Below are 23,914 nucleotides of genomic sequence, written 5' to 3'. Positions count from 1 at the left end.
CTCTTCACCAAATAAAAATCCAAGGCCCCAAATAAAGGTGAGTGAATTCATAGCGAACAATAAAATCGCACCAATTTTTTTCATGGCAATTAACCTCCTCTTAAATTTAGTCTGCTAGCCTTCAAAATTTAAATTCACTGGTTCATCCTCTAAATGATCCACAGTATTTTGTTCTGTCACTGGCACACTTTCATCTACAATTTTAAAACTAAGTTTGTCCATCCAAATGTGACCTGAGCCTTGTAGTAATATGCCAAACGCAATGACTTCACTTTTGACTGGAACATCCAATACTACACTAAAATGATTCCAGCCGTTTGTTCCTGTAATTGGACGGTTCATCATATTGTCAAACGCAAGAACTTCACCTGAAGAATGGTCAATACTCATCCATAAACCAGCTGAACCTTTCACATCTTCGCTTTTGACAAAAGCGGAAAATTGAAGACGTTCTCCTCGGTAACGATCAGACTTAATTTGCTGCATTAAGGTCGCGAATCCGCGTGCTTTTTCATCCTTTGATTTCAGGTAAGCTGAGGTAGTACCACTGTGTACAATTCTGTCATCCAAACCTGTTTCATAATCAGATGGTGTTTCTCCCGTCATAATCCAGCCAGTAGGTGTGTGCTTATTTGCAGCCATATTCATTTCCTCCTTATCAATGACATTCCTTAGTAATCTCCGATAACGTGCGGGTGACATATCATATATCTTCTTAAAGACTCTAGTGAAGGATTCCTATGAACTAAATCGATACTGCAATGCAATGTCAATCGCCCGTTGATCCGTATGAATTAAATCCTTCGCCGCTTGGGTCATTCGACGTTCCCGTATATAATCAACAACTGACTTCTTCATCACTTTTTTGAACATACGGTGAAAGTGAAACCTAGAATAACCAGCGTGTTTCGCTAGAGTTTGAAGCGGTAAATCATCTTTCAGATGCTGTTCAATATAATTTGATATTTCTTGAATCGTTTTCTCATGTTCTTGATAGGACAACCGAGCACCTCCTTGCCTTACGAGTTTAGTATAGAGGAAATCATCTTTTAGAAACTTGACTTTTTGTGCTATGTTTCGATAGTAGAATGGGTATTCTTGTTTCAGGTTCAGGACTAGGTAGCTGTATAATGAGTGAAATTTCAGAAGAAAAATTAGAAATCATCCGGGAGTCTGATGCGATTCTACGCAAAGAAACTTCCACTTCGGTCTTGAGCGCGACATCGGTCAGTACTTCTCGGTTCTACCAGACATCCGTAGCGTAGGTGTTATGGGTGACGCAAGAACATATTACTACACAATCGGCATCCTTACTGTTACTTCGATTAATGGGATAACGAGTGACTGGGCAAGAATCCCTTGGGATGTTTTTTTAAAAGATCTCAACGCGTGTGAATGAAGTGAAGAATGTTCACTGTGTGGTGTATGATATTAAGAGTAAGCCGCCTGCTACGATTGAGTGGGAATAATTAAATATTAAATATAAAAATCTTGGAGATTCTATTAATATTAAGTTTACTCCAAGATTTTTTGTTTAGATATCACTAGTGATACTTTTGAGGTAATCTATAAAATTTGAAAGATTATTTATATGGTGGAATATATTTCATATAGGGTATATTATATGATTATCTATAATCTATTAATTATAATACGTATCAAAAAATAATTTGATGTGTAAAAATCTGGTTGAATTTTAAAATAGACTTTTTTAACAAAATCTGTAGAAAGAAAAGTTAATTCAATCGAAATATTGATACGTTAGATCGGTCTTCTGAAAAGGGCCCGTTAAGACCTGTACAAATTCAACTCTTTGACAAATGGTATAAAGGTTTTAAAAATAAAAAAGACGATGTAATGAAATTACATACTGGTCAAGGTAAAACCAATATGGGCATTTTAATGCTATAGTCTAAACTTAATGAAGATAAAGGACCAGCATTATATTTATGCAACGACCACCAATTAGTAAATCAAGCTTGTGAGCAGGCTGCTAGCTTTGAAATATGTAACCATGAATTCTTCAGTATTACCAGATGAATTTATTAATGCTAAAGCTTTCCTTATAATTACTGTTCAAAAACTATTTAATGGTGAATCTAAATTTGGTATAGGAGCTAGACCTTTACCTGTTTCATCTAGTCTTTTAGGCGATGCTCACGCCTGTATTGATATTATTAAAGATGCTTTTAAAATAACATTGCCTCAAGATTCGGTATGAGGAATTCAATAGGCGAGAATCCTTTTGGACATGTTTGAAAAGATCTCAAATCGTATCGTGGAATGAAGTAAAGCATATTAACCTGGGGTATGATACTACAAGTATGCAGCCTGCGTATTTACTTTATCCTTTAACCAATAATGAAATTCTTTCTTGAAATTAAAAAAGAGTAATCGACAAAATAAATGTAGAAGTAACTTTTGTTTTATATTTTAATTAATATTAGTAGGAGGAATTTATATGAGAGAGAAAAGGGAAAGTAGAACTGAAAATTCAATCAATACATTATTTCTTGTTATTTATATGTGTATACTACTTTTTTTATTGTCTAAAAAATTGTATTTATTTGCAAGTATTTATGTAGTATTAATTAGTTTGTGGCTAATTTGGGTTAATAGAAAAACCATTACTAGTAACATTAATACTCTCTTTGTTGAACTGAAAAAGCTAAAACAATTAAAATATTATTATATTACAGATGATAATAAAGATATTGATTTAGAGAAAAGACGGAATATCTTTAATTTATTCCGTGATGCAGCGGTGGGGACACTTTTTATTTTATTAGTTAACATCTTAGCAATTAGAAGTATTTTTGAACATTTTTTAGGTAAATCAGAAATTTTGAATTTAATTATTATTATCAGCATCAGTTTTGTTCTTCTTATTGGCTATGGGGGTATAATAGCTGGTTTAGTTTATAAATATACAACAGCTACTTATGTTTTGATACCAATAATTAGTTCTATCATCTACTTTTTCTTTCTACATCCAATAATTAATTTTTTACCTGATTTCGTTGGATTTTTGACTTACTTACTTAATACAATGATATTGTATTCTACGTTAACATATGCTTTTCCAGTTCATGTTTTAAGAAAATTAAATGGAAAGACAGTATTAATCAGTTCATTTACAACAATTTTAGCAGCACTTTTAAGTCCAATTTTATTGTTCTATTTTTCTAGTTATATCAAATCTGAAAAATATTTATTAACTATTGAAACTGTAAAAAATGAGAAGGATCTCTCGGATACATTAAAAAACATTATTTTAGATAATCCTGATTTAGTAGATGTGATTAATCACTTTTTGTTGAAAGAATTTTCGAGTCAGTTGACTTCAATGATAAGTTTAGGGATAACTGCTTTTACAATATCTTATATAATAGGTGGTTTATTAATTAATAGAAAAATAATGAAAAATAAACTAAAAGCAAAAACTATTTATAGAAAATTAATTAAAGAAGAATATCCAATGGAGTATCAGTACTTAGTTGAATGCTCGTATTTTGGCGGAGAAGATTATGAGAACCTTTTATTAAATAACGATATAACGTCAAAAATAATAAAAGATAACGAGGTTAAATTAGATATTCCGGATCTTTCAATAAAAACCCGGTTTATAGCTTGGTTGAAAAGAAATTTAATTATATACTCTATTTTCTCCTCATATAAAAAAGTATTTAGTGAATTAAGGAAGTAGTTCAAAATACATCATTTAAAGTTACAAAATAGTTATCGAAATCTCTAAATTATGACCTTATTCTTGTACTCTAGGGTTTTTTCCAAGCTGTTGAATCACACTACTTGAAATGATGACAAAGACTATTTTATAATTTGTTAATTTGAAATGAACGTGTATTTTTTGATATATGTTTTATTTCTCGTATTTACTTATATAGGTTACATGCTGAGACATTTGTTACTTTTTTTTGATCGAAAGAAACACTTTTTATATATAAAATTTCGTTGTAATAGCACTTTAGCACACCTTTCTTCTCCGAATCTTTCAGAGGGAGAAAGGGTGCTAAACGTTCAATTTGTTAGACAAGTTATCAATATATGGGTTTAGCTCGCAAATGCGGGTTGTGATTTTGAATGAAAAAAGTATTTGTTTTTCCTGGTTCGTTACGACTTTATATAGTATGATCAAATGAATGTGCAAGACTTAATGATTTCTAATTAGTTTCGTAATCTCTCTTCAAAATCGAATACATATACACATCATCGAATCCCTTCTGACCCAATTCATACTCTCTTAATAAACCCTCTTGTACAAAATGTATCTTCTCCAATAATTGAACAGAAGACGTATTTGCTGGATCAATGATCGCTTCAATCCGATTCAAGTTCATCTCCTGAAATCCATACCGCAACACCGCAGTAATTGCTTCCTTCATGATGCCTTTTCGCCAATGATCTTGGTGTAATTCATAGCCAATTTCCGTACGGCGGTGCTGTTTTTCTAGATTGAGAAAACCGCAGCTGCCGATGATGGTGGGGTTGTCTTTTAAAGAAATGCCCCACCGGATGCCTGTTTGTTCATTGAAGATATTGTCATACCACTTGATTTCACCTTTTGTGTCTTCGATGGTTTCATGTGCATCAATGCCCATATAGCGGCACACGGTTTCATTGGATAAGTAGACGTGCATATCCTCGGCATCTGCGATCGTCGCTTGTTTTAAGATTAGTCTTTCGGTCTGTATCGTTGGAAATGATTGTGGAAAAGTAATTTTGTTCATGCATTTATCCCCCTTGTGATGTCTTTTGTTCTGTACATGCCTTACAATAAAAAATCCCTTCATTCCTCAGCCAAGCCTTCACCTCTGTCATTCCACGTCTCTTTGGATAGACGAGCTTGACGTACACTTCTTCGTTACCTTCTATCTTCTTCTGACAGCTAGCACATACGGGTTCTTCAAAGAGAAACAATCGGCATACTCCTTTTTGTAGATATTTCTTCCATTATATCAAATATGCAACATAATCTTTGCGGCCCTTTCTTCACTTTTTCTATTTTTGTCCGACATATGGTAAGGAAAAGAAATTTTCGTTTGTTGAAACCGTTTGAGAGAAACCTTGCTCTAACAGGTGTAGGAGGTGTGGATGAGATGAAGCAAGTGCGTCTAATTAAAAAAGCACAAAAAGGGAATGTCCCGGCATTTGAGACATTAATGCTGATGTATCAAGAGCGTTTATATAAAACGGCTTTTCTCTACACAAGAAATAAAGAGGATTCGTTAGATGCTGTTCAAGAAACGGTCATTAAAGCGTTTAAGCATTTATCCGGCTTAAAAGAGCCAGCTTATTTTTCTACATGGCTGACGCGGATTTTGATTCATACAATTTTTGCAATGAAGAAAAAGCAGCAAGATGTTGTTCCGTTTGAACAGCATCATGAGAGCGTTGAGCGGCATGATTTTTTGGAAGACAAGCTGGATTTAAAAAATGCACTAGATGTGTTAGATGAGCAATATCAGCTCGTGATTCAGCTATTTTATTTTCAAGATTATTCGATTTCAATGATTTCTGAACAGATGGGTGTGCCCGAAGGAACTGTCAAAACTCATTTGTATCGAGCAAGAAAGTTATTAAAGCAAACATTGGAGAAGGAGGAGAGTGTCGATGGAACGAAAAGAAATGAAAAAGCTTTATGAAGAGATTGATGTACCAAAGGTTGAAGTGACCTCTGTGATTCGCCAAGCAATGGGAGATGTGAAAGCGGAAAAGAAAAGACGTTGGTTCACATGGAATTGGAGAACGCCAATATATTCTGCCATTGTAGTAATCGTTCTTTATTTTTCATCAGGCTTCCTTTTTCCTTCTCTTAATACAGCGATGGCTCGAGTGCCATTGGTTGGACAGTTATATATGATGTTTCACGATAAAGTAGGAATGTCTCTTTTTCAGAGTGAGTTGGTGAAGCATGTCAATGAGGGGGCTGAATCAAGAGGGGTTACTGTGAAAGTGAACAGTGTGTATTATGATGCCGGGCGGCTTGTTTATACGTTTACTGTGGAGAATTTCCATACAAATGAAGATTTTATACCGATCAACATTGATTCAGATCAGATCAATGAAAATTTCCAGCCAGATACAAGTGGTCCAGAGTTGAAAAAACTAAAAGATGGTCGATATGCTGGACGAATAGAATTCTATACAAATGGACAAATGATTAAGCAAGGTCAAAAAGCACAACTCGTGATTTCGAAAATTGGAGATATTGTAGGGAATTGGCGCTTTGAGTTACCTGTGGTTAAGCAAAAAACCACCTTATTAGCAGGACAAAAAGAAGTATCTATTCTAAATGGACGTTATCAAGTGAAAGATATCAAGGTGGAAAATGGAGTGAATTCCTCTGTGATTCAATATGCTATTGATTACAATGGTGTCGCAAAAGATGATGATATCACTCTAGATAGCATGAGAGATAATTTGGGAAATGAGTACAGGCTTATGAATGGAGCAACATTAAAGGAAAAACAACTTTCAACTGAAAAAACTAGACAAAATGCTTTGACCATTTTGGATAAGCCAATTGCTTCAAACACTACTGAACTGACATTTTATATTAATGGGATATATGAACATGAAGAAAGCAAAATCATTTCACTCCAGAATCAGCTGCCTGTTCAGTTCAGAACAAAGCACCATGGAATTGGGATTAAAATCAATAAAATAAAGCAAAAAGGGCGTTCTTTAACAGTTGATTATCAATTTACTGGAGTAGACCAGGAAAAATTAGATGAGGCTGATATGAAGAGTGTTGGTGGAGCAATTGGATTAGGCGATGTGAAAAAAATGCAATCATGGTCCAATCCTGAAGTAAATTACGAAAACGGATATTATTTGAAGGGGAACAATGCGAAGGTGACCAATTTAAAGACAGCTTCTATGCAATCCACTTTTGATTTTGATGTGAAGGAGTTAGACAAACTATCATTAAACCATTTTTCATTTAAGGATTATGGGCTTTATCTTAATTTGTCAGATCTGAATCTGTTGGTACCACAAAAAGATATAAAGGTAACCATTCCAGTCAAAAAAGAAACATCAAAAGCTAATCGATAAATAAATGAGCGAACATGATTACACATGTTCGCTTTTTATCTGTTGATGTGCCAGTCGATTGCGATTGAACGAGTACCGAATCAACATCAACGCAACAAAACTGGCTAGCCCGCCAATCCAACTTAAATTCGTTACATTTGAATATTGAATAATCAGACCACCCATTGACGAGCCAAGCATCATGCCGATATTCATAATCGCTGTATTAAAACTCAGCACGGTTTCCGATGTTTCAGGTTTTAGGGAGATGAGATAAAATTGCTTGGCTGGTGTTGTTGTCCATGTGGCGGTGCCCCAAATGGCGAGCGTGATGAAGACGCCAACTACTGAAAATTGTGTAAAGGATAATGCAAAGAGCATGAGCATCTGAACCGTGATGCTGATTAAAATGGTTCGGTTTGGTCCCCATTGATCGACAGCGTATCCACCAAAGCGTGAGCCAATAAAAGCAGAGATGCCTAAGACAAGCAAGGCAATGCTTGTCAGTTCAAGTGTAAATCCGGATGTCTGTCGCAATAATGGCGAAATGTAAGCAAATACCATCGTGTAACCTAAAATCCAAAAGACTGTCGTGGCTAAGCCGCTTAACACCCTACGGTCTTGAAGAATTTGAATTTGCTGCTTAAATGGCACATGGGAATGTCCCGCCATAGGCGGTAATAATCGATACAGAAGAAACAAGAGACAAGCGGTCCCTATTGCAATGATGAGAAAAATGGCATGCCAATCTACATATCCTGCTAAAAATGTTCCAATCGGTACACCGAGTACTAGTGAAACTGTAAATCCAGTGATCACCGTTGCCATCGCACTCCCCTTTTTTTCTGGCGGGGCGAGCTGCGCTGCATAATTTGTTGCGAGCACAATATATAAGCCGCCACTCATGGCCATGATGACCCGCGAGAGCATGAGCAGCATAAAGTGATGGCTAAAAAAGGCGAGCACATTCCCCGCTATAAACATGGAAATCGCCGATAAAAGAACCTTTTTTCGATTCAATTTCGATGTGGCCATGACTAAAAAGAGGGCACCCACCGCATAAAAAAGAGAATAGATGGTGATGAGCTGTCCCGCAACCGGGATGGAGATGCGCAGATCGTCAGAAATGATGTCCAGTATGCCTGATACGACGAATTCTGAAGTGCCTGTGACGAAAGAACCGACGGCTAAAAGAAATATGAGCAATGGATAAGATGTACTTTTCATTTTGAACCCTTCCTTTATGTTGAAACGTTGTATTCATTTTAAATTCCGTGCTAACATAAGTAAAATTGATGTTTTTCATGAAAGGGATGAGTGAATACTCATGAGCTTTGTTCGATTCGAGACGATGGCTAAAGTGGTTGAGCTAGGCAGTTTTACCGCTGCAGCTGAAGCATTAAATATGACACAGTCTGCCGTGAGTCATGCGGTGGCAAGTTTAGAAACGGAGTGGGGCGTGTCTTTATTCGTGCGTGACCGAAAAAAGGGCATCACGCTGACAGATACCGGTGAAACCCTTCTTCCGCATATAAGAGAAGTGCTAAATAGAGTAGAGAAAATTCAGCAGGAAATTGCGCTCACCAAAAATATTGAATCTGGCTTGATTCGGATTGGAACTTTTGCCAGTGCATCCGCTTGTTTATTGCCAAAGCTACTTGTGAGCTATCAGAAAAAGCATCCAAAGATTGAATTTAAATTCTATGAGGGGACATATGAAGAAATATTGGAGTGGCTCGATTCTGGCATTATTGATGTTGGGTTTGTTGTAAAAGGTAAAGCGGATGAAGCGTTTCATCTATTGCCACTTATGAAAGATAAAATGGTGGTCGCCTATCACGAAAATCATCGTTTTAATCAGCAGCCAATTGTAGACATGGAAGAATTAGCAGATGAACCGTTTATTATGCCAACTGGCATGTATCAATCCCATGTAGAGGATATTTTTTCAGAGGCGCAAATCAAGCCGTCTATTTTATTTGAAGTGCATGATTGTACGACCATTGCCCGCATGGTTGGGGAAGGACTTGGTGTGACGATAGGTCCTGAGTTATTCCTAAAAACGCAGCAACTTGTGCAGATCAGTCATCTGAATGTATCGCATCATCGTGAGGTGGCGCTTGCCTGTCCATCGCTCACGCAAGCTTCTCCTGCTGTGAAGGCATTTTTCGATGTAGCAGAAACGGTTTTTGCCAGAATTCAGTGATGGGTGTATAAAGAACTAGATGTGATTTTCCAAATTCGTGTAATAAGACGAATGAAGCGGACATTTCTTTGAAAAATGTTCGCTTTTCGTATTGTGTTTTAAAAATGAAGTTGGTACAATAGACACAGAAATCAAATAGATAGAAGTCGTATAATGGCGGGGATATGGCCCGCAAGTTTCTACCAAGCTACCGTAAATGGCTTGACTACGTCAATTCACACTCGTTTGATATAAATCATGCATTGTTCTTGTTTGATGTCACGGTCTGAATTCACATTGTAGTCAAGCGTCCCAAAAACTGTTGGGGCGTTTTTTATTTGACTTGTGAATGGGACAGACTAAAGCAAAAGGACATGAAGGGAGTCAGTTGGCTTTGAAACAGTTTTTTCAGTTTGATGAGTTAGGTACGAATTATCGCAGAGAGATCATCGGCGGTTTAACGACATTTTTGTCGATGGCTTACATCTTGTTTGTCAATCCGATCACACTTGCTTTAGTAGCAGTACCGGATTTTCCAGATAAATTACGAATTGATCAGGGGGCTGTCTTTACAGCTACAGCGTTAGCTTCTGCGGCAGGTTGTTTCCTGATGGGATTGATCGCCAGGTACCCGATTGCAATTGCACCAGGTATGGGACTGAATGCGTTCTTCGCTTTCTCAGTGGTTCTTGGTATGGGAATCTCATGGCAGGCAGCACTTTCCGGTGTGTTTGTTTCAGGATTGATTTTCGTTGCTCTTTCTTTAACAGGTTTCCGTGAAAAAATCATTAATGCCATTCCATCTGAGCTGAAGCTGGCGGTTGGTGCAGGGATTGGTTTGTTCATTACATTTGTAGGGCTTCAAGGCTCTGGCATTATTGCCAATAACGATAATACGCTCGTTTCGATTGGAAACATTCATAGTGGTCCTGTATTGTTGACGGTATTTGGAATCGTTGTGACTGTCATTTTAATGGTTCTTCGAGTGAATGCAGGTGTCTTCATTGGGATGCTTGTGACAGCCATTGCTGGAATGATCTTTGGTCTTGTGCCAGTTCCATCTCAAATTATCGGAAGCATTCCAAGTTTGTCTCCAACCTTTGGTCAAGCTTTGATTCACTTACCAGACATCTTCTCCATTCAAATGCTTGTGGTCATTTTAACGTTCCTATTCGTTGGGTTCTTTGATACAGCTGGTACACTTGTGGCTGTGGCGACACAAGCTGGTTTAATGAAAAATAATGAGCTGCCGCGTGCAGGAAGAGCGCTTCTGGCGGATTCTTCTTCTATCGTCGTCGGTTCTGTTCTTGGTACATCAACGACGACGTCTTATGTTGAATCTAGTTCAGGTGTTGCTGCGGGTGCCCGCTCTGGGTTTGCAGCCGTCGTGACAGGTATTTTCTTCTTACTTGCGATGTTCTTCTCGCCACTATTATCTGTCGTGACATCAAATGTAACGGCACCTGCTTTAATCATTGTCGGTGCACTGATGGTAGCACCTCTTGCGAAGATCGCATGGGATCGTTTTGAAATTGCGGTACCGGCTTTCTTAACCATGATTATGATGCCACTGACATATAGTATTGCGACAGGGATTGCAATTGGTTTCATTTTCTACCCGATCACCATGATCTTTAAAGGAAAAGCAAAAGAAGTGCATCCAATTATGTACGGCCTGTTTGTCATCTTTATTCTATATTTTGCTTTCTTAAATCATTAATCGTTTGTCTGAAACAGCAGCTCATGGAGGCTGCTGTTTTTTGTAGGGAAATTTTAAAAACATAGTTGACTTATAGGAATTATGTGTTTATGATAAAAAGACATAATTCGCTGATTGGATCACCAAAGGCGCTTTGATTTCCTTTTTTCTATAGAAGGGTTCAGAGTGCCTTTTTTCTTGCATTCATCATAACGGGAGGGGATGACTTGTCACGCTGGCTTAGGCAGGTGATTGAGCGGAAAAAGCAGGTATTGATTGAGCAGCTCCTTTTATGGGGGCATGAAGAAAAACATGAAGCGCTCATGCACTATACGATTCATGAGCTGGAAAATGAGGTTCTCTATTTAAAAGAGCGCAAGCAAAATTAGTGGGATGGGGGATGAGCGATGGATGAACAAAAGCTGAATTTTATTTTATCTGCCTTAAAAGGGATTGAATACGGGTCGGTGGTGATCACCATTCATAATGGACAAATTACACAAGTCGATACGACAGAAAAGACTCGTTTCCCGGCACACCAGGAGAATCTTCGGATTCAGAAAGCAAAGCAGGGGCGCTATCGTTCATGAAAAGTGATGAAAGATGATGAAAAGCTGATCCAGTCATCAGCTTTTTTGTTTTGTCTTATTTTCTCTCCATTTAAAACCTCTTCATTCTTTTATCCGTCTATTCGTATGAACGTCAAGGAATCTTGACTGAATAGAGAGACTCCGCTACTTTAATAGGAGTCATTCGGACAGGTCACTTGAGCCTGTGCGGATTGTCTGAGATAGGAGTTGATATGGGATGTTAGAGAAAGATCAAGAGCAGGTCACATCTGAAACGAAAAACGAAAACGAAGAGCCATCAATAGATCAAGAAACAAGGCAGTCCCGCCTCAGCCGCAGTGCTGCAAAACGAGGAAGAACGGCTAAGCCAGCTGATGAAGAGGGTTCAGCCATTCAGCGCATCGCAAGAGGTGTTGGAGGTGCGTTTAAGCGCTACGGCTCGTATGGGCTCGCAATGTTAAAATCACCGAGTCGTGCGATCCATCAAGCGGACACTTTACGCATGAAGTACGCCTGGATTTCAATTGTGTTATTCAGTGTGTTTTTTGCTTTAGGCAACTACGTTCAATTAAAGGCGTCAAAGACCCGTTTATTAGGTTTTGGTATTCATTATTCTTTTGGTGACGCCTTTTTAAAGGTAGCGGTCTTTACACTCATTTTGTTGACACTGATGATGCTGACGGTTTGGGTGCTCGGTAAGTACATGCTGAAAGGAAACATATCGCTGAAAGAAGTGATCATGAAGTTCGGTGCCGTGCTTGTGCCGGTTTTGGTTTTATCTATCCTTTGGCTTGTATTTGCCATGCTGAATATTCCATATGTAACGGTGATTTTATCCGTCATGATGTTTTTTGGTCTTCAGCTGATTGCCATTGTGCTCTTCCGCTCCATTCAATCAGAGCAAGATGTTGTACGGGGAGACTTGATGTATGCCGGCTGGGTCTTTTTGTTGATTGAGCTCGTCATCATTGCCCTTTTATGGGGCATTGTCGGAGAGTATTTGATCCCATCACTTGTTCCAGTTCGGTTTGGATAGAATACGTTTCAGTGTGTACTCGGTCTTTTTAAAATTCAAAGGTTTTCTATCACGCTGAAAAGAAGACAAAGGGTTAAAATAAAGTATATTTTAGCCCTTTATCAACCATCTAAAGCCTCCTTTTGAAAAAGGAGGTTTTTCATGTTGAGAAGAGGAAAAAACGGGTAAACTCTTGGTAACAAAGACCACCCCTTGTTGTCGAAAGATATATGTGTTTTTCTCGCGCAAATTTGATTGTATCAAGGTTTGTTCTCTAGTAGAATATGGGGTGCTTTATTTGATTTTTAGTGCAGGGGGTTCGAATCGTGCTTCAACAACTTTTATCCAATGCGTTCACCATGGTTTTGATTATTTTAGTGATTAACATTGTTTATGTCTCTTTTTCCACTATGCGTTTAATTTTAACAATGAAAGGCAGAAGGTACGCAGCCGCTTTTGCTGGTACTGTCGAGATGCTGATTTATGTCATTGGTTTGAGTATCGTATTAGATAACTTAGATCAAGTACAAAATGTCATTGCGTATGCGCTAGGTTATGGAATTGGAATCATTGTCGGGATGAAAATTGAAGAGAAGCTGGCACTTGGCTACATTACTGTGAACGTGATTACAAAAGAAATCGATCTAGATCTCCCAAAACAATTGAGAGAAAAAGGATATGGCGTCACCAACTGGGTAGTAGGAGGTCTTGAAGGAGACCGGTCAGCGATGCAAATTTTAACACCGAGAAAATATGAACTGCAATTATATGAAACGATTAAAACGCTTGATTCAAAGGCGTTTATCATTTCGTATGAGCCCAAAACGATTCATGGCGGCTTCTGGGTGAAGGCTGTGAAGAAAAGGAGAATTAAAGAATGACCGCAAAACCAAAGAAAAAGAAATTCTACGTGGAAGACAACATGACGATTGATCAAGTGTTGTCCCAGATGGCGGAGGAAGGATACTCACCTGTCCGACGAATGGAGGAGCCCATCTTTCAGGAAAAGAAGGAAAATGGGTCGATTCAGATCATTCCGATTGGGAAAAAAATCGTATTTGAGGGAAAAATACTCTAAATCCGAACATTAAAACGACGACTTCATAGATTGTTCGATAAATCCGTTGACATCATGAACATCCGTTGTTAAGATAAACATGAAATCAAAACACGAGCCTCATATAATCTTGGGAATATGGCCCATAAGTTTCTACCCAGTTACCGTAAATGACTGGACTATGCAGGATAGTGAACAAAACTGACATGGCGTTTTAAAAGCGAACAGCGCTTACCATGGCCCGGTTTGTGTTGCTTCCTAACAATGCAATACAAACCGGGCCTTTTTGTTCGGCGTTTGACAAGCTACTTAGGTTTGGGAAGCGTGTCAAACGATACAAAATCGAATAATAGCTTAAAGGTGGGGACAAAATGAAGCCGCTTGTAGGTGTCATCATGGGAAGTACATCTGATTGGGAAACAATGAAACATGCGTGCGATATCTTAGAGGAATTGAACATTCCGTATGAAAAACAGGTTGTATCTGCACATCGGACACCTGATTTGATGTTTGAATATGCGACTGAAGCAAGAGGTAAAGGACTCAAGGTCATTATTGCCGGTGCTGGAGGCGCAGCACATTTACCGGGGATGGTCGCAGCAAAAACGACACTGCCGGTCATTGGTGTGCCCGTACAATCAAAAGCATTAAACGGGCTGGATTCCTTATTATCCATCGTTCAAATGCCAGGCGGTGTACCTGTTGCTACAGTGGCAATTGGCAAAGCCGGTGCAACAAATGCAGGGCTTCTAGCTGCACAAATGATTTCAGCATTCGATGAAGCCGTTGCAGCACGCCTTGAAGAAAGAAGAGAGCAAACAAAACAAACTGTATTAGAAAGCAGTGATCAGCTTGGCTAAGCAGACCATTTTTCCAAACGCAACCATTGGTATCATCGGCGGCGGACAGCTTGGCAGATACATGGCCGTCAGTGCAAAGCAAATGGGCTACCGGGCAGCAGTCCTTGACCCTGTCACACTTTCTCCTTGTGGACAGGTTGCTGATACAGAAATTACAGCCGCATACAGTGACCTTGAAGCGATCAGGCAGCTGGCGGACATCAGCGATGTGGTCACATATGAATTTGAAAATATTGATTATGATGCACTCAATCAGCTGAAGGAAGAGGCGTATTTACCGCAAGGAAGCGAACTCCTTCTTTTAACCCAAAACCGTGAAACGGAGAAAAAAGGGATTGTAGATGCAGGCTGTGAAGTCGCCCCTTATCGCATCGTTCATGATGAGAAGGAGCTGAAAGATGCAGTAAGTGCGCTTGGTTTACCAGCTGTGCTGAAAACATGCAGAGGCGGTTACGACGGTAAAGGACAGTTCGTCATCAAAGAGAAGGATCAGCTTCATGAAGCGGCTGCACTTCTCACGCATGGAACGTGCATTTTAGAAAGCTGGGTTCCTTTCCAAATGGAACTGTCCGTGATTGTGACGCGGTCTGTTCAGGGGGAAATTGCGACATTCCCAGTCGCTGAGAACATTCATAAGCACAATATTTTATTCCAAAGCATCGTGCCTGCACGGGTAGATGGCAGCATTCAGGAGAAAGCAAAAGAGCTGGCAACAACGCTTGCTGAAAAGCTAGGGCTGGTCGGTACGCTTGCTGTTGAACTGTTCCTGACAAATGAAGGGAAGCTGCTCGTCAATGAACTGGCACCGCGCCCGCATAACTCTGGACATTACACATTGGATTTATGTGAGACGAGTCAGTTTGAACAGCACATTCGCGCCATATGTGGTTTGCCGCTTGGCGGAACAGCTCTTTTATCAGAGGGTATGATGGTGAACTTACTGGGCGATGAAGTGGACATCCCAAAAGAACATCCTGAGCTTTTAAAGGAAGCGAAACTTTATCTATATGGCAAACATGAAGTAAAAGCCGGCCGCAAAATGGGGCATATGACATTTATGAAACAGCTTGATGATGAATGGATGGCAAACATCACAAAGATATGGACTGAAAGAGATGGAGGAAACGGGAAATGATCGAACGTTACGCACGACCAGAAATGTCAGCAATCTGGACAGAGGAAAACAAATTTAATGCATGGCTTGAAGTAGAAATTCTCGCTTGTGAAGCTTGGGCAGAACTTGGCATCATTCCGAAAGAAGACGTTGTGACAATGCGCAAGAATGCAAGCTTTGATATTGGACGTATTTTGGAGATTGAACAAGACACGCGCCACGACGTGGTTGCCTTTACGCGTGCTGTATCTGAATCTCTAGGAGAAGAAAGAAAGTGGGTTCATTACGGGCTAACATCTACAGACGTAGTGGATACGGCGCTTTCATATCTATTAAAACAGGCGAACGATATTTTGCTCAAGGACATTGAGAGATTTGTTGACATACTAAAAGAAAAAGCAAAAGAGCACAAATATACCGTCATGATGGGCCGTACACACGGTGTACACGCTGAACCGACAACATTTGGCTTGAAGCTTGCTCTTTGGTACGAGGAAATGAAGCGTAACTTAGAACGTTTTAAACAAGCTAAAGCCGGCATCGAATACGGCAAAATCTCTGGTGCTGTTGGCACATATGCGAACATCGACCCGTTTGTTGAGCAATATGTATGTGAGAAACTTGGCATCAAAGCTGCACCAATTTCAACCCAAACCTTGCAGCGTGACCGTCATGCCGATTACATGGCTACTCTTGCACTCGTCGCAACAAGCATTGAGAAATTTGCTGTTGAAATTCGTGGTCTTCAAAAGAGTGAAACGCGTGAAGTAGAAGAGTTCTTTGCAAAAGGACAAAAAGGATCATCAGCGATGCCTCATAAACGAAACCCGATCGGTTCTGAAAATATGACGGGGATTGCCCGTGTCATCCGTGGTTATATGCTGACTGCTTATGAAAATGTACCGCTTTGGCATGAGCGTGATATTTCTCACTCATCTGCTGAACGCATCATTTTACCAGATGCAACGATTGCACTGAACTATATGCTGAACCGTTTCTCTAACATTGTGAAGAATTTGACGGTGTTCCCTGAGAATATGAAACGCAACATGGACCGCACACTTGGCTTGATCTATTCTCAGCGTGTTCTGCTTGCACTTATTGATACAGGCATGGCACGTGAAGAAGCATATGACACGGTTCAGCCAAAGGCGATGGAAGCTTGGGAGAAACAAGTACCATTCCGTTCATTAGTAGAAGCAGAAGAGAAAATCACTTCACGCTTAACACCTGAACAAATCGCTGACTGCTTCGATTACAACTATCACTTGAAAAATGTCGATATGATTTTCGAACGTCTAGGTCTTGCGTAAGAAATGGGCCGCCTGCTAGTCGGGCGCCTAATCCTGAAAATTGCCAACATTCAAATTAGGAGGCCAATCTGAATGACTGTGAAACAAGAACTTCTCTACGAAGGCAAAGCGAAAAGAATCTATCAGACCGATGACGAGCACATTTTATATGTCGAATATAAAGACTCAGCTACAGCATTTAACGGTGAAAAGAAAGCGGAAATTGAAGGCAAAGGCAGACTGAATAACGAAATTTCTAGCTTGATTTTTCAAATGCTACATGAGAAAGGGATCAACAATCACTTTGTGAAACGCCTATCTGAAACAGAACAGCTCATTCAAAAGGTAGACATTGTACCGCTTGAAGTCGTTGTGCGAAACGTAGTGGCAGGCAGTATGTCAAAGCGTCTTGGGATTCCAGAGGGAACGAAACTGGACACACCTTTGATCGAGTTTTACTACAAAGATGATGCACTCGGCGATCCGCTCATTACAGAAGATCATATTCGCATTTTACATGCAGCGACACCTGAGCAGGTCGAGGAAATGAAACAAATCACAAGACAAGTGAATGAAGAATTGAAGCAAATCTTCTCAGATTGCCATGTGAATTTAATTGATTTCAAGCTTGAATTCGGAATAGATCACGAGAATCGTATTTTGCTAGCTGATGAGATTTCACCTGATACGTGCAGGCTTTGGGACAAAGACACAAACGAAAAGCTTGATAAAGACGTGTTCAGACGAAACCTGGGCGGCTTAACAAATGCATACGAAGAAATTTTCAAAAGACTTGGAGGCCATAAACATGTATAAAGTGAAAATTTTTGTCAGCTTAAAAGAGAGCGTTCTTGATCCACAAGGAAGTGCCGTGCAGCACGCTTTGCACAGCATGTCTTATCAGGAAGTAAAGGATGTCCGTATCGGGAAATATATGGAGCTAGTCATTGAGAAATCAGAACGTGACTTAGATACAGTGATCAAAGAAATGTGTGAAAAATTGCTTGCCAATACGGTGATTGAAGATTACCGCTATGAGGTGGAGGAGGTTGTCGCACAGTGAAGTTTGCAGTGATCGTCTTGCCTGGCTCTAACTGTGATATCGATATGTACCATGCGATTCAAGATGAGTTAGGTGAACAAGTTGAATATGTATGGCACGACGAAACGAGTCTTGATGGTTTTGACGGTGTACTCGTACCAGGCGGTTTCTCTTATGGGGATTACTTAAGATGCGGTGCGATTGCTCGTTTTTCTAACATCATGCCGGCTGTGAAAAAAGCAGCTGCGGAAGGAAAACCTGTTCTTGGTGTTTGTAACGGGTTCCAAATTCTTCAAGAGCTTGGCATTCTGCCAGGCGCAATGAGACGAAATAAAGATCTAAAATTTATCTGTCGTCCAGTTGAACTCATTGTAGAGAACAACGAAACGCAATTTACAAGCGGTTATCAAAAAGGTGAATCGATTACGATTCCTGTAGCACACGGTGAAGGTAACTTCTACTGTGACGAAGACACGTTAGCGAAGCTGATTGAACGAGGCCAAATCGCTTTCACTTACGGTGACGATATTAACGGCAGTGTCAATCGAATTGCAGGTGTAACGAATGAACAGGGCAATGTACTCGGCATGATGCCGCACCCTGAGCGCGCGGTTGACTCATTACTAGGCAGCGCAGACGGACTTAAATTGTTTCAATCTATCGTGAAAAATTGGAGGGACACTCATGTCACTACTGCTTGAACCAAGTCACAAGCAAATTAAAGAAGAGAAATTGTATCAGCAAATGGGATTGAGTGATGAAGAATTCGCTTTAATCGAATCCATTATTGGCAGGCTGCCAAACTACACAGAAACGGGTATCTTTTCTGTCATGTGGTCAGAGCATTGCAGTTATAAAAACTCAAAGCCTGTTTTAAGCAAATTCCCGACAAAAGGAGAGCATGTTCTTCAAGGTCCTGGGGAAGGCGCTGGAATCGTTGATATTGGAGACAACCAAGCGGTTGTATTTAAAATCGAATCACATAACCATCCATCTGCAATTGAACCGTATCAAGGAGCGGCAACAGGTGTCGGCGGAATTATCCGTGATGTATTTTCCATGGGTGCGCGTCCAATTGCTGTACTAAACTCTCTTCGTTTTGGTGAACTGACTTCACCGCGCGTGAAGTACTTGTTTGAAGAAGTAGTGGCAGGGATCGCAGGCTATGGAAACTGTATTGGAATTCCTACAGTCGGCGGAGAAGTTCATTTTGATCAAAGCTATGAAGGTAATCCGCTCGTGAATGCGATGTGTGTTGGATTAATCAATCATGAGGACATCAAAAAAGGGCAGGCAAAAGGTGTCGGCAACACGGTAATGTATGTTGGTGCTAAAACGGGACGTGACGGTATTCACGGTGCAACATTTGCGTCTGAAGAATTTTCTGATGAATCAGAAGAAAAACGTTCAGCGGTTCAAGTCGGTGATCCATTCATGGAAAAACTTTTGCTTGAAGCGTGCCTTGAAGTCATCAAAAACGATGCGCTCGTTGGAATTCAAGATATGGGAGCGGCTGGCTTAACAAGCTCAAGTGCAGAAATGGCGAGTAAAGCAGGTTCTGGGATTGAGATGAATTTAGACCTCATTCCGCAGCGTGAAACAGGCATGTCCGCATACGAAATGATGCTGTCTGAATCACAAGAGAGAATGCTTCTAGTCATTGAAAAAGGCCGTGAGCAAGAAATCATTGATATTTTCGAAAAATACGATCTTGAAGCGGTATCAGTCGGTCATGTGACAGACGATAAAATGCTTCGTTTACTCCATCAAGGAGAAGTGGTGTGTGAGCTTCCTGTTGATGCTCTTGCAGAAGAAGCACCGGTTTATCATAAGCCGTCAAGTGAGCCTGCATACTATCGTGAGTTTTTAGAAACGAAAGTGGAAGCTCCAGCGATCACAGATGCTGCACAGACATTAAAGCAGCTCCTTCAGCAGCCAACGATTGCAAGTAAAGAATGGGTCTATGATCAGTATGACTACATGGTTCGGACAAATACCGTCGTTGCACCGGGCTCTGATGCTGGCGTTTTAAGAATCCGCGGAACGAAAAAAGCCCTAGCGATGACTACAGATTGTAACGCGCGCTATCTCTACCTTGATCCAGAAGTCGGCGGGAAAATCGCCGTTGCAGAAGCAGCACGTAACATTGTCTGCTCAGGCGCTCGTCCGCTAGCAGTGACAGATAATCTAAACTTCGGTAACCCAGAGAAACCAGAAATTTTCTGGCAAATTGAAAAGTCTGCTGACGGGATTAGCGAAGCATGCCGCACGCTAAGCACACCAGTAATCGGTGGGAACGTCTCTTTATATAACGAGTCAAATGGTACAGCCATTTACCCAACGCCAGTTATTGGCATGGTTGGTTTGATTGAAGATACAGCTCATATTACGACTCAATCGTTCCAACAGGCAGGCGATGTGATTTTCGTCATTGGTGAAACGAAGGAAGAATTCGCAGGCAGTGAGCTTCAAAAAATGACAGAAGGCCGTATCTACGGAAAAGCACCAGAAATTGATTTGGATGTAGAACTGGCGCGTCAAGAAGCCCTATTAGCAGCAATTCAAAACGGACTTGTTCAGTCAGCACATGATGTGTCTGAAGGCGGTCTTGGTGTAGCACTAGCTGAAAGTACATTTGGAACAGATGGTCTTGGCGCTGATATCCAGCTCGATCTAAACAGCGCTGCATCACTATTCAGTGAATCACAGTCACGTTTTGTCGTCACAGTGAAACCAGAAAATCGCGAAGCGTTTGCTGCGGCTGTGCAAGATGCAAAAGAAGTCGGAACGGTCACAAATGATGGTGTATTCACTGTCAAAAATCAAGAAGGACAACAATGGATTCATGCGGCAGTCAACGAGCTTGAACGCGCATGGAAAGGAGCGATCCCATGCTTGCTGAAATCAGAGGCTTAAACGAAGAATGTGGCGTCTTTGGGGTTTGGGGACACGAAGAAGCCCCGCAAATCACATATTACGGATTGCATAGCCTTCAGCACCGAGGACAAGAAGGTGCGGGAATTATTGCAACAGACGGTGAAAACTTGACGTCACACAAAGGCCTTGGACTGATTACGGAAGTGTTCCAAAATGGTGAGCTTAAGGATTTAAAGGGAAAAGGTGCGATCGGACACGTTCGGTATGCGACAGCAGGCGGAGGCGGCTTTGAGAATGTGCAGCCCCTCTTCTTCCGCTCGCAAAACAATGGCAGTCTTGCCCTTGCTCATAATGGAAACTTGGTCAATGCAACGCAATTAAAACAGCAGCTAGAGAACCAAGGAAGTATTTTTCAAACGTCTTCTGATACCGAAGTGCTCGCTCACTTAATTAAGCGTAGCGGATATATGGATTTGAAGGATCAAATCAAAAATGCTCTGTCTATGTTAAAAGGAGCTTATGCTTTCCTAATCATGACGGAAACAGAAATGATCGTAGCGCTTGATCCGAACGGATTACGCCCACTTTCACTTGGTATGCTTGGGGATGCTTATGTTGTCGCTTCTGAAACATGTGCATTTGATGTCGTCGGTGCTACCTATTTACGAGATGTAGAGCCTGGCGAAATGCTGATCATTAATGATGACGGCTTAAAATCTGAGCGTTTCTCGATGAACATTAACCGCAGCATGTGCAGCATGGAATACATTTATTTCTCAAGACCGGACAGCAATATCAATGGCATCAACGTGCATAGTGCGAGAAAGAATCTTGGTAAGAAGCTTGCAGAAGAAGCACATGTCGAAGCAGATGTCGTGACAGGTGTGCCAGACTCCAGTATTTCTGCAGCGATTGGCTATGCCGAAGCAACAGGTATTCCATATGAGCTAGGTTTAATTAAAAACCGTTATGTTGGCCGGACATTTATTCAGCCGTCTCAAGCATTGCGTGAGCAGGGCGTGCGCATGAAGCTGTCTGCTGTGCGCGGGGTGGTCGAAGGCAAACGTGTCGTCATGGTGGATGATTCCATCGTACGCGGAACCACAAGCCGCCGGATTGTGACGATGCTAAGAGAAGCGGGAGCGACGGAAGTGCATGTACGCATTAGTTCACCGCCAATCGCTCATCCGTGTTTTTATGGAATTGATACGTCTACACACGAAGAGCTGATTGCATCATCTCATTCAGTGGAAGAAATTAGACAGGAAATCGGTGCAGACACCATTGCATTTTTATCTGTAGACGGTTTAATGGACGGGATTGGCAGAAAATATGATGATCCGCAGCGTGGTCAGTGTTTAGCATGCTTTACTGGAAAATACCCGACCGAAATTTATGAAGATACTGTCCTTCCTCATGTGAAGGAAACAGTCCTGACGAAATAATCGAATAATGGAGCAGCAGTCAACGTGATTTGATATGCTGCTCTTTCATTCTGCCGAAAATACATGAAAGACAAGCAGATAAAAGGAGTGAATGGGATGTCAGAAGCATATAAAAACGCCGGTGTCGACATCGAAGCAGGATACGAAGCTGTTAAACGAATGAAAACACACGTAGAACGTACAAAAAGAGCAGGTGTAATGGGGGCTCTAGGCGGATTTGGCGGTATGTTTGATTTATCTGAACTGCCATACAAAAAGCCCGTTCTTGTCTCAGGAACAGACGGTGTTGGTACGAAATTAAAGCTAGCATTTTTAATGGATCAACACGATACGATCGGTGTAGATGCTGTTGCTATGTGTGTGAACGATGTGCTTGCACAAGGGGCAGAGCCGCTCTTTTTCTTAGATTACTTAGCAGTTGGAAAAGCAGATCCTTTGAAAATTGAATCCATCGTCAAAGGTGTAGCTGACGGATGCGAGCAGTCTGGTTCAGCGCTTGTCGGCGGAGAGACAGCAGAAATGCCGGGTCTTTACACAGAAGAAGAATATGATATTGCTGGATTTTCTGTAGGTGTCGTTGAAAAGGATGAAATCGTCACAGGAGAGAACATCAAGGAAGGTCATTTGCTGATTGGACTCAGCTCTAGCGGAATTCATAGCAATGGCTATTCTCTTGTACGAAAAGTATTGCTGGAAGACGCAGGACTAGACCTTCACCAAACATATGAACCTTTTACAAGACCGCTTGGAGAAGAGCTGCTCGAACCGACGAAGATTTATGTCAAGCCTGTTCTTAAACAAGTGAAAGCTGGCAAGGTTGACGGTATGGCACATGTGACAGGCGGTGGCTTTATTGAGAATTTACCACGTATGCTGCCTGAAGGGCTTGGTGTTGAGATTGATAATGGCTCATGGCCGGTCCCGCCTATTTTCTCCTTTATTCAAGAAAAAGGGCAATTAAAAGCAGAAGAGATGTTCAATGTATTTAATATGGGTATCGGCTTTGTCCTAGCCGTCAAAGAGGATGATCTCGTCGATGTGATCAGCGGACTTGAACAAGACGGAGAGAAAGCCTTCCTTATCGGACGAGTTCAAAAAGGAGAAGGCGTCACTTTCGGTGGTGGAAGCCTCTCATGAAAAAGTTTGCGATCTTCGCCTCTGGAAGCGGGACAAATTTTCAAGCCATTATTGATACGTTAAAAGAAGAACAGTGGCCGGCAAAAGCCGCCATTGTGATCTGTGATAAACCGGGTGCGAAGGTGCTGGAGCGGGCAGAGAAAGAGGGCATTCCGTCCTTTTCTTTTACGCCGAAGGCTTTCCCGAGTAAAGCCGCTTTTGAGCAAACCATCATTGAACAGCTGAAGCTGCATGAAGTGGAATGGATTTTCCTCGCTGGGTATATGCGACTGATCGGTCCGACATTACTTGACGCATTTAGAGGGAAAATCGTGAATATCCACCCTTCTTTACTGCCAGCATTTCCTGGACTCGATGCGATTGGACAAGCCTATCAAGCAGGAGTCAAAGTAGCTGGCATCACGGTTCATTATGTCGACGAAGGCATGGATACCGGCCCGATTATTGATCAAGCAGCCATTCATATTGAACAAGGGGAAGACCTTGAATCCATTGAAAAAAGAATGCATGAATTAGAACATACACTATATCCAAAAGTGATCAAATCACTTTTAGAATTATCTTAA

At 40.9% G+C, this 23,914-nt stretch carries 26 protein-coding genes, 1 pseudogene and 2 riboswitches; of the genes and pseudogenes, 22 read left to right on the top strand and 5 right to left on the bottom strand.

Features of this window, described 5'->3' with window-relative positions; all coding sequences use genetic code 11:
• Nucleotides 1-114 precede the first annotated feature (114 nt).
• The gene (locus ACTJJQ_RS14290; RefSeq protein ID WP_230680561.1) at nucleotides 115-642 is read right to left on the bottom strand and encodes a hypothetical protein; all 528 of its coding nucleotides are present in this window, start codon (nucleotides 640-642) and stop codon (nucleotides 115-117) included.
• Between the two features lie 96 nt (nucleotides 643-738).
• On the bottom strand, nucleotides 739-1,002 hold the full coding sequence (locus ACTJJQ_RS14285; protein ID WP_230680560.1) for a helix-turn-helix domain-containing protein: 264 nt from the start codon (nucleotides 1,000-1,002) through the stop codon (nucleotides 739-741).
• Between the two features lie 104 nt (nucleotides 1,003-1,106).
• Between ACTJJQ_RS14285 and ACTJJQ_RS14280 the strand changes: the two are divergent.
• From ACTJJQ_RS14280 to ACTJJQ_RS14270, 3 genes and pseudogenes are all read left to right on the top strand, one after another.
• Nucleotides 1,107-1,469, top strand: a pseudogene (locus tag ACTJJQ_RS14280) (GMP synthase (glutamine-hydrolyzing)); the annotation flags it as partial.
• Between the two features lie 530 nt (nucleotides 1,470-1,999).
• Nucleotides 2,000-2,221 carry a hypothetical protein gene (locus tag ACTJJQ_RS14275; RefSeq protein ID WP_046342839.1) on the top strand — a complete coding sequence of 74 codons (222 nt, stop codon included), beginning with the start codon at nucleotides 2,000-2,002 and terminating at the stop codon, nucleotides 2,219-2,221.
• Between the two features lie 240 nt (nucleotides 2,222-2,461).
• On the top strand, nucleotides 2,462-3,706 hold the full coding sequence (locus tag ACTJJQ_RS14270) for a hypothetical protein (RefSeq protein WP_046342841.1): 1,245 nt from the start codon (nucleotides 2,462-2,464) through the stop codon (nucleotides 3,704-3,706).
• 475 nt (nucleotides 3,707-4,181) lie between these two features.
• Here the strand turns inward: ACTJJQ_RS14270 and ACTJJQ_RS14265 are convergent, their stop codons facing one another.
• Both ACTJJQ_RS14265 and ACTJJQ_RS14260 read right to left on the bottom strand, forming a co-directional pair.
• Nucleotides 4,182-4,748: a GNAT family N-acetyltransferase gene (locus tag ACTJJQ_RS14265; RefSeq protein ID WP_046342844.1), complete on the bottom strand. Its 567-nt coding sequence runs from the start codon at nucleotides 4,746-4,748 to the stop codon at nucleotides 4,182-4,184.
• Between the two features lie 4 nt (nucleotides 4,749-4,752).
• Nucleotides 4,753-4,938 carry a hypothetical protein gene (locus tag ACTJJQ_RS14260; RefSeq protein ID WP_046342846.1) on the bottom strand — a complete coding sequence of 62 codons (186 nt, stop codon included), beginning with the start codon at nucleotides 4,936-4,938 and terminating at the stop codon, nucleotides 4,753-4,755.
• A 179-nt stretch (nucleotides 4,939-5,117) separates the two neighbouring features.
• Here ACTJJQ_RS14260 and ACTJJQ_RS14255 point away from each other — a divergent pair, with 179 nt between their 5' ends.
• A complete protein-coding gene (locus ACTJJQ_RS14255) occupies nucleotides 5,118-5,663 on the top strand; it encodes a sigma-70 family RNA polymerase sigma factor (protein ID WP_041093219.1) in 546 nt (181 codons plus the stop codon).
• Entirely contained in the window at nucleotides 5,632-7,077 is a 1,446-nt protein-coding gene (locus ACTJJQ_RS14250) for a DUF4179 domain-containing protein (RefSeq protein WP_439910725.1), read from the top strand. Before ACTJJQ_RS14255 ends, ACTJJQ_RS14250 begins: the two co-directional genes overlap by 32 nt.
• Before the next feature lie 18 nt (nucleotides 7,078-7,095).
• Here ACTJJQ_RS14250 and ACTJJQ_RS14245 read toward each other — a convergent pair whose 3' ends face one another.
• Nucleotides 7,096-8,283, bottom strand: a complete 1,188-nt coding sequence (locus ACTJJQ_RS14245) for an MFS transporter (protein WP_008344312.1) — start codon at nucleotides 8,281-8,283, stop codon at nucleotides 7,096-7,098.
• A gap of 100 nt (nucleotides 8,284-8,383) precedes the next feature.
• Here ACTJJQ_RS14245 and ACTJJQ_RS14240 point away from each other — a divergent pair, with 100 nt between their 5' ends.
• The 17 genes from ACTJJQ_RS14240 to purN all read left to right on the top strand — a co-directional run bounded on the left by ACTJJQ_RS14240 (nucleotide 8,384) and on the right by purN (nucleotide 23,914).
• Nucleotides 8,384-9,262 carry a LysR family transcriptional regulator gene (locus ACTJJQ_RS14240; protein WP_035391454.1) on the top strand — a complete coding sequence of 293 codons (879 nt, stop codon included), beginning with the start codon at nucleotides 8,384-8,386 and terminating at the stop codon, nucleotides 9,260-9,262.
• 126 nt (nucleotides 9,263-9,388) lie between these two features.
• A riboswitch (purine riboswitch) is annotated at nucleotides 9,389-9,490 on the top strand.
• A 145-nt stretch (nucleotides 9,491-9,635) separates the two neighbouring features.
• Nucleotides 9,636-10,961, top strand: coding sequence for an NCS2 family permease (locus ACTJJQ_RS14235; RefSeq protein WP_024719393.1), 1,326 nt, complete (start codon nucleotides 9,636-9,638; stop codon nucleotides 10,959-10,961).
• A 206-nt stretch (nucleotides 10,962-11,167) separates the two neighbouring features.
• Complete coding sequence (locus ACTJJQ_RS14230) at nucleotides 11,168-11,329, top strand: hypothetical protein (RefSeq protein WP_008344307.1); 162 nt, start codon at nucleotides 11,168-11,170, stop codon at nucleotides 11,327-11,329.
• Nucleotides 11,330-11,347: 18 nt separating this feature from the next.
• A complete protein-coding gene (locus ACTJJQ_RS14225; RefSeq protein ID WP_008344304.1) occupies nucleotides 11,348-11,530 on the top strand; it encodes a YezD family protein in 183 nt (60 codons plus the stop codon).
• 217 nt (nucleotides 11,531-11,747) lie between these two features.
• Nucleotides 11,748-12,545 (top strand): hypothetical protein, encoded by a 798-nt coding sequence (locus ACTJJQ_RS14220; RefSeq protein WP_050827019.1) that lies wholly within the window; start codon nucleotides 11,748-11,750, stop codon nucleotides 12,543-12,545.
• A gap of 305 nt (nucleotides 12,546-12,850) precedes the next feature.
• Nucleotides 12,851-13,405 (top strand): DUF2179 domain-containing protein, encoded by a 555-nt coding sequence (locus ACTJJQ_RS14215; RefSeq protein ID WP_008344300.1) that lies wholly within the window; start codon nucleotides 12,851-12,853, stop codon nucleotides 13,403-13,405.
• Complete coding sequence (locus ACTJJQ_RS14210; RefSeq protein ID WP_008344299.1) at nucleotides 13,402-13,602, top strand: NETI motif-containing protein; 201 nt, start codon at nucleotides 13,402-13,404, stop codon at nucleotides 13,600-13,602. Before ACTJJQ_RS14215 ends, ACTJJQ_RS14210 begins: the two co-directional genes overlap by 4 nt.
• Nucleotides 13,603-13,681: 79 nt before the next feature.
• Nucleotides 13,682-13,783: riboswitch (purine riboswitch) on the top strand.
• Between the two features lie 169 nt (nucleotides 13,784-13,952).
• Nucleotides 13,953-14,441, top strand: a complete 489-nt coding sequence (gene purE, locus ACTJJQ_RS14205) for a 5-(carboxyamino)imidazole ribonucleotide mutase (protein WP_017359824.1) — start codon at nucleotides 13,953-13,955, stop codon at nucleotides 14,439-14,441.
• Nucleotides 14,434-15,576 carry a 5-(carboxyamino)imidazole ribonucleotide synthase gene (purK, locus tag ACTJJQ_RS14200; protein WP_343489681.1) on the top strand — a complete coding sequence of 381 codons (1,143 nt, stop codon included), beginning with the start codon at nucleotides 14,434-14,436 and terminating at the stop codon, nucleotides 15,574-15,576. The genes purE and purK overlap by 8 nt, the downstream gene beginning before the upstream one ends.
• Complete coding sequence (gene purB / locus ACTJJQ_RS14195) at nucleotides 15,573-16,868, top strand: adenylosuccinate lyase (RefSeq protein WP_008344295.1); 1,296 nt, start codon at nucleotides 15,573-15,575, stop codon at nucleotides 16,866-16,868. The genes purK and purB overlap by 4 nt, the downstream gene beginning before the upstream one ends.
• Nucleotides 16,869-16,940: 72 nt before the next feature.
• Nucleotides 16,941-17,663: a phosphoribosylaminoimidazolesuccinocarboxamide synthase gene (gene purC, locus ACTJJQ_RS14190; RefSeq protein ID WP_007496901.1), complete on the top strand. Its 723-nt coding sequence runs from the start codon at nucleotides 16,941-16,943 to the stop codon at nucleotides 17,661-17,663.
• Nucleotides 17,656-17,910, top strand: a complete 255-nt coding sequence (purS, locus tag ACTJJQ_RS14185) for a phosphoribosylformylglycinamidine synthase subunit PurS (RefSeq protein ID WP_178896567.1) — start codon at nucleotides 17,656-17,658, stop codon at nucleotides 17,908-17,910. The genes purC and purS overlap by 8 nt, the downstream gene beginning before the upstream one ends.
• Entirely contained in the window at nucleotides 17,907-18,590 is a 684-nt protein-coding gene (gene purQ / locus ACTJJQ_RS14180) for a phosphoribosylformylglycinamidine synthase subunit PurQ (RefSeq protein WP_008344292.1), read from the top strand. Before purS ends, purQ begins: the two co-directional genes overlap by 4 nt.
• A complete protein-coding gene (purL, locus tag ACTJJQ_RS14175) occupies nucleotides 18,574-20,805 on the top strand; it encodes a phosphoribosylformylglycinamidine synthase subunit PurL (RefSeq protein ID WP_440180511.1) in 2,232 nt (743 codons plus the stop codon). Before purQ ends, purL begins: the two co-directional genes overlap by 17 nt.
• Entirely contained in the window at nucleotides 20,781-22,211 is a 1,431-nt protein-coding gene (gene purF / locus ACTJJQ_RS14170; protein ID WP_039168587.1) for an amidophosphoribosyltransferase, read from the top strand. Before purL ends, purF begins: the two co-directional genes overlap by 25 nt.
• Nucleotides 22,212-22,307: 96 nt before the next feature.
• Entirely contained in the window at nucleotides 22,308-23,348 is a 1,041-nt protein-coding gene (gene purM / locus ACTJJQ_RS14165; protein ID WP_017366751.1) for a phosphoribosylformylglycinamidine cyclo-ligase, read from the top strand.
• The gene (gene purN / locus ACTJJQ_RS14160; protein ID WP_008344288.1) at nucleotides 23,345-23,914 is read left to right on the top strand and encodes a phosphoribosylglycinamide formyltransferase; all 570 of its coding nucleotides are present in this window, start codon (nucleotides 23,345-23,347) and stop codon (nucleotides 23,912-23,914) included. Before purM ends, purN begins: the two co-directional genes overlap by 4 nt.

Source organism: Bacillus sp. 22483 (genome assembly GCF_052044605.1).
Lineage (GTDB): Bacteria > Bacillota > Bacilli > Bacillales > Bacillaceae > Bacillus > Bacillus altitudinis.
The sequence above is the reverse complement of the archived record's forward strand: the minus strand, read 5'-3'. Positions and strand labels throughout refer to the sequence as shown.